The 7,422-nt window shown below is 41.3% G+C and carries 8 protein-coding genes and 4 pseudogenes; 7 read left to right on the top strand and 5 right to left on the bottom strand.

Translation table 11 applies throughout. The features are described 5' to 3' along the window. Positions 1–30: 30 nt before the first annotated feature. Positions 31–999 (bottom strand): IS30 family transposase, encoded by a 969-nt coding sequence (locus tag ACU01J_RS21180; RefSeq protein ID WP_481087369.1) that lies wholly within the window; start codon positions 997–999, stop codon positions 31–33. Between the two features lie 331 nt (positions 1,000–1,330). On the opposite strand from ACU01J_RS21180, the gene ACU01J_RS21175 reads away from it, so the two are divergent. Together ACU01J_RS21175 and ACU01J_RS21170 are read left to right on the top strand one after the other, a co-directional pair. Then, a complete protein-coding gene (locus ACU01J_RS21175) occupies positions 1,331–1,909 on the top strand; it encodes a hypothetical protein (protein ID WP_481087408.1) in 579 nt (192 codons plus the stop codon). A gap of 224 nt (positions 1,910–2,133) precedes the next feature. Beyond that, positions 2,134–2,690, top strand: a pseudogene (locus ACU01J_RS21170) (helix-turn-helix domain-containing protein); the annotation flags it as partial. Here ACU01J_RS21170 and ACU01J_RS21165 read toward each other — a convergent pair. The 3 pseudogenes from ACU01J_RS21165 to ACU01J_RS21155 all read right to left on the bottom strand — a co-directional run. Continuing rightward, positions 2,674–2,766 (bottom strand): annotated as a pseudogene (locus ACU01J_RS21165) (type II toxin-antitoxin system RelE/ParE family toxin); the annotation flags it as partial. The pseudogenes ACU01J_RS21170 and ACU01J_RS21165 overlap by 17 nt on opposite strands. Beyond that, positions 2,763–3,045 (bottom strand): annotated as a pseudogene (locus tag ACU01J_RS21160) (type II toxin-antitoxin system TacA family antitoxin). The pseudogenes ACU01J_RS21165 and ACU01J_RS21160, both read right to left, overlap by 4 nt. Before the next feature lie 140 nt (positions 3,046–3,185). After that, positions 3,186–3,419 (bottom strand): annotated as a pseudogene (locus ACU01J_RS21155) (transposase); the annotation flags it as partial. Between the two features lie 217 nt (positions 3,420–3,636). On the opposite strand from ACU01J_RS21155, the gene ACU01J_RS21150 reads away from it, so the two are divergent. The 3 genes from ACU01J_RS21150 to ACU01J_RS21140 all read left to right on the top strand — a co-directional run bounded on the left by ACU01J_RS21150 (position 3,637) and on the right by ACU01J_RS21140 (position 4,911). Continuing rightward, positions 3,637–3,858: a VF530 family protein gene (locus ACU01J_RS21150; RefSeq protein WP_481087407.1), complete on the top strand. Its 222-nt coding sequence runs from the start codon at positions 3,637–3,639 to the stop codon at positions 3,856–3,858. Positions 3,859–3,978: 120 nt separating this feature from the next. Then, positions 3,979–4,359: a SpoIIAA family protein gene (locus ACU01J_RS21145; RefSeq protein ID WP_481087406.1), complete on the top strand. Its 381-nt coding sequence runs from the start codon at positions 3,979–3,981 to the stop codon at positions 4,357–4,359. Positions 4,360–4,494: 135 nt separating this feature from the next. Further along, positions 4,495–4,911, top strand: coding sequence for a hypothetical protein (locus ACU01J_RS21140; protein WP_481087405.1), 417 nt, complete (start codon positions 4,495–4,497; stop codon positions 4,909–4,911). A gap of 307 nt (positions 4,912–5,218) precedes the next feature. Here ACU01J_RS21140 and ACU01J_RS21135 read toward each other — a convergent pair whose 3' ends face one another. Then, the gene (locus ACU01J_RS21135) at positions 5,219–5,431 is read right to left on the bottom strand and encodes a hypothetical protein (RefSeq protein WP_481087404.1); all 213 of its coding nucleotides are present in this window, start codon (positions 5,429–5,431) and stop codon (positions 5,219–5,221) included. A 167-nt stretch (positions 5,432–5,598) separates the two neighbouring features. On the opposite strand from ACU01J_RS21135, the gene ACU01J_RS21130 reads away from it, so the two are divergent. Together ACU01J_RS21130 and ACU01J_RS21125 are read left to right on the top strand one after the other, a co-directional pair. Next, positions 5,599–5,937: a zinc ribbon domain-containing protein YjdM gene (locus tag ACU01J_RS21130; protein WP_481087403.1), complete on the top strand. Its 339-nt coding sequence runs from the start codon at positions 5,599–5,601 to the stop codon at positions 5,935–5,937. Between the two features lie 143 nt (positions 5,938–6,080). Next, positions 6,081–7,412: an IS4 family transposase gene (locus ACU01J_RS21125; protein WP_481084253.1), complete on the top strand. Its 1,332-nt coding sequence runs from the start codon at positions 6,081–6,083 to the stop codon at positions 7,410–7,412. The last annotated feature ends 10 nt before the right edge of the window (positions 7,413–7,422 follow it).

The raw sequence follows: 7,422 nt of genomic DNA, 5'->3' as shown, positions 1-7,422 counted from the left end.
CTTAGTATCAAGTTTGAAGTGCGACACTTTTTACAGATGCGCATGAATATACTCCTGTGGTGTAAAGAACCCAAGTCTTTTCCTTGGGCGCGAGTTTAGCTTTCCAGCTATTTGGTTACAGAGCCTCTGTGTCACATGTGACATAGAGGCTTTTTTAGGTAAGTACTGTCTAATTAAACCATTCGTATTTTCATTGGTTCCACGCTCCCATGATTGGTACGGGTTAGCAAAGAAAAACAAACACTTAGTTTGTTTTTCTAACTGAGCATATTGGTGAAATTCAGTACCATTATCAGCAGTAATCGTTTTGAACGGTAAGTCTGATTGCTTAATAATCCTCTTCACTCGAGCGTTCAATGAATTAGTCGTTCTGTCGTCTAATTGGCCTATAAAAGTATAACCGGTCATCCTATCTACTAACGTCACAATGCAGTGTTTGGTTCCTCGCCCAATGACGGTGTCTATTTCCCAGTGTCCAGGTTCAAGACGAAGTTCTGCTTCGTCTGGTCGCTCAGATATATGTTTCTTTGCGGCTAAGCGGCCTCTGCTGTCGTTAGAGCGGTATCTTTTACGCCTTTGCTTAGTTGACTGGCGTAGGTGTTTCCATAACATTCCGCCTTCTGCTTTGTTATTCCAAACATACTGGTAAATCAGTTCGTGACTCATCGTTTTTTGACCAATTCGCCTTAGAAATCCAACTATCTGTTCAGGGCTCCAGTCCAGTTGCAGCAAGGCTGCAACGAGCCTGAAGTCGGTTTCGTCATAGCGCTTGTTTCGCCTTGAGCGAGCGAGCCTATTTCGAGCTCGTTGTTGAGCGTACTCAGGTTGGTACGAGTACCTGTCAAAGTATTTGTTATAGCGCTTATTACGTTCTATCTCACGATAGATCGTAGACTTGTGACGGTTGAGTAATCTAGCAATTCCAGCAGTACGTAGTCCTTGCTTTCTTAAGATAGAAATCGTATATCTTTCTTTCTCAGTGAGGTGTGTATATTTCATGGTTTTACTTCTTGGCGGGAGCAAAAATCATGATTATCGCATCTCACTGTTTTATTTTTCAGTGGTGTCGCACTTCGTACTTGAATCCAAGCGCTTAGTATCAAGTTTGAAGTGCGACACTTTTTTACAGATGCGCGTGAATATAGTCCTGAGGTGTAAAGAACCGAAGTCTTTTCCTTGGGCGCGAGTTTAGTGTTTATGGTACAGTATCTTTAGTTTTGGTATTCTTTGAGCGTATTTTCACCGGTTATCATATAATCTGTGGCAAACGAATGGGATTATAAAACTAGCATGTTACCCTGAGAACGACATCCACTGTACTAAAGAAAATATCATGAAAAATCTAAAAATTGCACTTGTTGCTAGTATCTTAACCTTTTCAAACAATTTACTAGCAAACCCTGTTGAGTTTCAAAAAATTCCAGAGATCATGACTAAGTTTCAAAATGCTCAAATATTTGTGAAAAAGGGAAAAACATTAGGCCGTTTGCCAACAGAAAAGGAAATTGGCTCGGATTTTCCAACTTATGTTTCTGACGGTAAAGGTAGTTATATCGTTGAAACACGAAATCTTGTAAGTAATGATGTAGTGATTGCGAGCAAAGAAACACCAATTGTTGGTGATATTTACAATCAATGGTTAGTGCCTAAAGCAAAGTGGGTAGAAACGTATGGTAAGCTACCAGTATCAACGGATTTCCAATCATTTAGGCGTATTAAAACCATTAAAGCGATCAAAATTGACGCTGAAATGCTTAAGCTGATGGGAAGTCAAGACGGTCAAACAGCGACGATTAAAGTGAGCTGGAGTGATGCTGGCATGAAAGTCTATAAAGATGGTTACTTAGCTAACTATGAGTATGGTATTGCTCCAGAAGAGATGAAGGAAACATACGAGTTGGTAGAGTAGTTTTTCACTCTAAGTTGCCTAGAATTACCGCCCAAAGCTTCGTGTTTTGGGCTTTTAGTATGTGGTATCAATAATCACATAACAAGGCGGTTAAGGGAGCTTCGCAACGCTTGGCGTGTATTAGTCCCGACTAGATCTGACACTTCAATTTGAAAAGAAGAGAGTTACCCACTTTGATTAAAGGTGCTGAAACCGTAATCAAAGATAAATAAGAGGTAACTCTCATGCTTCATACTAGCAATCCAATCATCAAACACAAAGCTGGCCTTCTCAATCTTGCAGAAGAACTCGGCTATGTATCAAAAGCCTGTAAGGTCATGGGCGTCTCACGAGACACTTTCTATCGCTATCAAGAATTGGTTGAAACAGGTGGAATCGATGCTCTGATTAATCAAAGCCGAAGAGCATCAAATCTGAAAAATCGTGTCGATAGCGAAACTGAACAGGCCGTTCTCAAATACGCCATCGACTTTCCAGCTCATGGACAAGTTAGAACAAACAACGAACTACGTAAACTGGGTGTGTTTATCTCACCAAGTGGAGTCCGTTCAATCTGGCTTCGTAATGATCTAGAAAACTTCAAGAAGCGCCTCATTGCTCTAGAAAAACAGGTCAATGAGAACGGTATCATTCTAACGGACGAGCAAGTTGCTGCCCTTGAACGCAAGAAGCATGATGACGAAGCGTGTGGAGAAATAGAGACCGTCCACCCAGGTTATCTAGGCTCTCAGACACGTTCTATGTTGGTAACTTGAAGGGCGTTGGTCGAATCTATCAGCAGCTTCGGGGTTGAAGTCATAAAGAAACTCAAAGATCTTTTCACGATCGTTAAGAGACTCTTATTCCCACAAAATCATAATTTGCCTCGGTTACGTATTTTAGCTTTACGCTCGGCCTTAAGAGATTTGGCTGATTCGTGGTCAACAAAAGCGGTTTTCCCGAGTCAAGCTTCTCAAAAGCAAATTTACTTGCTCAGTTAACCATGCATCGTGAGATAAAGTCTTTCTTTGTTGATCGGCCAGTTGTTCAGTCAGTTCGCGACAAGAATCACTTAGTGTTCTGCCTTGGCTCTCAGCCATTTGTTGGGCTAGTCGCTTCGTTTCTTCATCAACACGAAATTGAATTCTAGTGTCCATGATGCACTCCATATTTTTTGTGTGCACAAATGTTAGCGCTAGGTTTGAAGTTGGGTAACTAACAATAAATTTAAGTAGATTCGTAATATTTGGCGCTTTGAGTTTGAATCAGCTTTATTGTTTACGGCACAATGTTTTAGCTAACTGCTAATCCCGCTTTCTTGCCACATCATGTCATATTTGAGCATAGAGTTTAGGATGACTACCATTTTACGTACACATGCAATGATGGCGACTTTTTAGGCTTTCCAGCGTCAACTAGCCGTGTATAAAACTGTTTAAGAATTCGGGTTACATTGCATAGCTGACATCATCGCCATATAGAGAGCAGTCCTAACTTGCGCTTCTCCACCTAGGGTTATTCGCCTTGTTTTGTTGATGTTTGTTATTGCTCTCTCATGCGAGGAGCCAGCATTCAATCGAACTGCTACATAGAAGGCCTCAGTGGCAGCTACAGCCTTAGAGTAACATTGCCTTAAATATGGACATCAGATAGGAAGGAGAGTTGGGAAATTGTGAAAACATCGGTATCGCGCCATTCAATCTGGTACACTCCGTGTTTCAAAGTAAGCATCGCAGGAATACCGAAATATGAGCCAAGAGCAGCCCAATAACCCATTGCATGGATTGACCTTAGAACAAATCCTAGTGCGACTACAAGAGCATTATGGATGGGAAGGCCTAGATGCTGAAATACAGATCAACTGTTTCTACAATAATCCTTCAATCAAGTCCTCTTTAAAGTTCTTACGTCGAACCCAGTGGGCAAGAGATAAGGTTGAAGCCTTGTATATTGAGACCTTTTGTAAGTAGAAATCTAACGAAAACCGCAGTCCTATCTATCGCGACTTCGTCAAAACTGGAGTCGTTTCTCATTCGTCGTTGCCCAGATGTTCTAGTCTATAGCCAGCAGATAATGTAAAGAAGCTGGTTATGAACACAAAACCTCATGGCATTACCGTCGGTATTGAGCGTATAAATTCTCAATCTATCCTCGTCTTTAAAGTTACCGGAAAGATTACCCATAGCGATTATCAAGCCATTGCACTGGTGCTCGACTCAACACTGCAAGCGATCAATGCAGAACATATCAAAATGCTTGTTGATATCACTGAGTTCTCAGCTTGGGAATTACGTGCCGCGTGGGATGACTTTGAACTAGGTTTAAAACTTGACTTTAACCTAGAGAAAGTCGCGATCTTTGGTGACAAAAACTGGCAAGATCTGGCATCAAAAGTTGGAGGATGGCTTATCTCTGGGGAGATACGTTCATTCAGTGACTATCAGTCAGCTGTCGAGTGGCTGACCGACTAACTCTTATTTTCTTTACCATTAAAAATATCGATTTTTCTTGATAGTGTTATTTGTTTGATTTATAAGGTAAAATCTCAAGCATAACTCTATGATTACATTAGTTTTTACTAACCTTTAATAACATGGAGAAAGGCGATGAGAAGTAACATTAATGGCAAAAGGCTAGTGGATCGAATTCGTAAGTACTATACAGCGGATGATTTTAAAGTGAACCCTAACGGCTTGTCCGTTGGCAAAGACTTCTATAGTCTGAGCAAAATCAAACGTGTAGAGGTACGCCAGTTAGGCTGGAGAGATAATGCAGTGAATATTGTTTCGCTGGCGTTAGTACTTTCAGCGGCTACTTGGGCGTTTGTCCCTCAATTTGGCTTGATTGCTTTAGCGCTTACTTTCGTTATCGGCTTCTCTTGTTGGCGAAAATATGAGCTGAGGGCAGAGTTTATCGGGACAGATGAAACGGGTGATCATTGGGTTGCTCTCGCACGAGGATGCACGAAACAAGAACATTACGTCTTTAAAGATGTTGAACTTGCCTTGCGTAATCAAAAGTAATGAAAAGCTCGCCATGTATTATGGCGGGCTTTTTTATTGATCGTATTTAACGGCAGTTAGATAGGGCGAACTAGTAGCGTCAGACTAATAGATAAGTTTGATATTGATTACATTAGCCTTTTCCTAGTCTCGTTTCCATGTGTAGGCGTTTGGCTACTATTAGGCGCAGTTCTGAAAAAGGTGTTAAACAGTGAGCGTAACAAGAAATGCTTGAACCTAGTCATGTTAGGTATGCTGGTATTGTCGGTGTTACCCGTTCTAAGAGAAATTGTGGCTCAACTTGCCTAAAGGTGAAACATTTAGCGATTTACTTCAGGAATTGTTCATAAGAGCTACCTAGAATAGAAACAGATTGTGCATTGGAGGCTCGGTCAAAGTGCACATTGACTCGAACACCGGCTTTTTCAAATACCACATCATCAAAGTCGGTCATGGCGATTTTGAAACCTTTGCTGGCGAATAAGCTTGTGACTTGAGTTCGTTGGCCAATTTCTAATGCTGATGAGAGCAGTTTGTCCATAATCATCTCCTCCTTGGTTTATCTGTTGCTGATAAAGCGTAGTATGAAAATGAATGCTTATACAACTTAAGTTAATTTTATATGCAATGAAAGCGGTGCATATTACTCGCTTAAGCAGCCATTAGGCTTTACCATAGAGTCAATAGTCACTGAATAAAGAGATAGTTATGTCGTTCCTTCCTTGTCCAAATTGTACCTCTGAATATGTGTATCAAGATCAAAGCAACTTAGTGTGTCCTGAGTGTGCTTACGAATGGAACCCTGAAGAGATTGCAGCAGAAAAAGAAGCTAACGCGATCAAAGATGTGAATGGTGCAGTATTGGAGCAAGGTGATAAGGTCACTTTCATTAAAGATCTCAAAGTGAAAGGCAGCTCTGCAGTGCTCAAGATTGGCACCAAAGCAACGGTTCGACGCATTGTTGAAGGCAAAGATCATCAACTTGATTGTAAGCTGGATAAAGGCGGTGAAATGATGGTCACGGCTAAATATGTTAAGAAGGCTTAAAGTCCATGATATAAAGCTAATAGTGATAAAAACGCCTCAACAATCGACTAATGCCGATCAGTTAAGAAAAATTTTTGAGATCATTTGACCGATCCTCAAAAGGCTTCAAAATCCGATATTAGGAAACTAATATCGGATTTTTCATGTCTTTAGAAAGCCAACTTGCGAATACTTTTCGCTCATGCAATACCTTCCATCACTTTGACAAATACTCTGAGATCCTTAGTCCAGAGCTTATCCAGCAAGGTTTTGAAAAAGCTGGTGTAGCAACAGTGAGAAGAAGACGCTTACCCTTGGAAGCAGTACTTTGGTCCGTTGTAGGAATGAGTCTTTTTCGGCAACAATCTGTTTGGGATATCGCTAACCAACTTGATATTGTCCTACCAGACAAACAGCGCTTTGTTGCGCCAAGTGCTGTTGTCCAAGCGAGGCAGAGATTAGGCGAAGAAGGTGTTAAACAAGTCTTTAAGACGATGGCGGCTCAGAGTTATCAATCTTCTAAGTTTGAAACTTGGTGTGGACTCAATCTTCTATCTGTCGATGGTGTCGTTTGGAGAACGGCAGATACACCTGAAAATCATCAAGAGTTTAAAGCACAGCGTAATCAGTCATCTGAAAATATTTACCCTAAGATACGCATGGTTTGCTTGATGGAGCTTACAAGTCATCAGCTCATCGATAGTGCATTCTCTGACTATCGAACCAACGAAATGCGGCTTGCAGAAGAACTCATAGAACAAACGCCAGACCATTCTCTGACTATTTTTGACAAAGGATATTACTCTCTGGGACTGCTTAACCGATGGAACAAAGTCGGCCAAGAGAGGCATTGGATGCTCCCTGTGAGAAAAGACTTCCAGTATGAAGTCGTTCATAGGTACAGCAAGAGTGATGCAATCGTTGCGATTAAAACAACACCTCAGGCAAGAAAGAAGTTTAGTGAACTTCCTGATGTAGTTGAAGCAAGGTTAGTCTCAAAAATCATTAAAGGTAAGGAGTATCAGGTGCTTACATCAATGCGTGATGGGTTACGTTTTCCTGGCGAAGAAATCGTAGAGCTCTATCGTTATCGCTGGGAAATCGAATTAGGCTATCGGGAAATGAAGCAGACCTTACTTGACAGTGAGTATACATTGCGAAGCAAGCGTCCAGATATGGTTAAGCAGGAGCTCTGGGGTATTTTACTCGCCTATAACCTTATCAGGCAGGTTATGACAAAAGCGGCAAGTAGGTTAGATAGCGTCTGGCCAAATCAACTGAGCTTTACGAGTAGCGCTATGGCTGTGACGCAATACTTTGCAGCGTTGCCTTTAACAAGCCCAGGAAAGCTCCCTAAACACTATGAGGTATTACTAGAGCATGTATCCATGTTTATCTTACCGCCTCGAAGAGAAGATAGAAGTTATCCTCGATGGGTGAAGTTGAAACCCAAGAAGTACGCAACAAATAGAAAAAATGCCAGTCAGCTTAACTGACTGGCATTAC

The sequence above is a fragment of the Vibrio sp. 2433-A1 genome, assembly GCF_056726085.1.
The sequence above is the reverse complement of the archived record's forward strand: the minus strand, read 5'-3'. Positions and strand labels throughout refer to the sequence as shown.

Coding starts and splice junctions, on each gene's coding strand:
- ACU01J_RS21135 (WP_481087404.1), bottom strand. CDS start 5,431: ATGGACAAACTGCTCTCATCAGCATTAGAAATTGGCCAACGAACTCAA.
- ACU01J_RS21140 (WP_481087405.1), top strand. CDS start 4,495: ATGAGAAGTAACATTAATGGCAAAAGGCTAGTGGATCGAATTCGTAAG.
- ACU01J_RS21150 (WP_481087407.1), top strand. CDS start 3,637: ATGAGCCAAGAGCAGCCCAATAACCCATTGCATGGATTGACCTTAGAA.
- ACU01J_RS21130 (WP_481087403.1), top strand. CDS start 5,599: ATGTCGTTCCTTCCTTGTCCAAATTGTACCTCTGAATATGTGTATCAA.
- ACU01J_RS21180 (WP_481087369.1), bottom strand. CDS start 999: ATGAAATATACACACCTCACTGAGAAAGAAAGATATACGATTTCTATC.
- ACU01J_RS21145 (WP_481087406.1), top strand. CDS start 3,979: ATGAACACAAAACCTCATGGCATTACCGTCGGTATTGAGCGTATAAAT.
- ACU01J_RS21125 (WP_481084253.1), top strand. CDS start 6,081: ATGTCTTTAGAAAGCCAACTTGCGAATACTTTTCGCTCATGCAATACC.